We start from the raw sequence: 621 nt of genomic DNA, 5'->3' as shown, positions 1-621 counted from the left end.
AAGCCGTGTGAGTACCTTTGTTATTTATAGACCTATGTTAACAACTAGGATGTGTTTTTAGGTTGATGATGGCTTTTTGTGCTAAGCAAACGTTAAAACTAAGCGGAATTCACACGTTGTTCATTTGTTAGTTTGCAAACATAACGGTAACGATTAATGTAAAGCTCCCTGAGTTGTTACAAGGATGTGTTGATGAGCTACCAATTAGACAGGATTGATCTGCATATTTTGAGAGTGCTTCATTCACGCGGACGAATTCCAGTCGTCGAACTGGCGAAGCAGATTAACTTAACCACGTCGCCGTGCTCAGATCGCGTCAAAAGGCTTGAGAAAGAAGGCTATATCAATGGTTATCATGCCGAGTTGAATGCTGAAAAATTAGGATTGGATGTTCAGGTGTTCATTCATATTCGTTTGGATCAAACCAGCTTCTCGATTTTTGAAAAGTTTGCCAAAGCGGTGGAATTGATGCCAGAAATCGAAGAGTGTTATTCGCTCTCTGGTGACTTCGACACCATGATTAAAGTCCGAGTGAAGAACATGAAAGCCTATCAAGAGTTTATGTCGAGTAAGCTGGGCACGCTACCAGGTGTTATTCAGACGCGAAGTGAAGTGGTGATA

Annotated in this window: 1 protein-coding gene; it reads left to right on the top strand. The window is 41.4% G+C overall.

Annotated features, from left to right (window positions below; translation table 11 throughout):
• Positions 1 to 192: 192 nt before the first annotated feature.
• The coding region (locus tag R8O11_RS29000) for an Lrp/AsnC family transcriptional regulator (protein ID WP_318195095.1) at positions 193 to 621 on the top strand (429 nt) is incomplete at its 3' end.

This window comes from Vibrio sp. 1288, from assembly GCF_033344475.1.
Note: the sequence above shows the minus strand (reverse complement) of the source record. Positions and strands in the feature narration are given on the sequence as shown.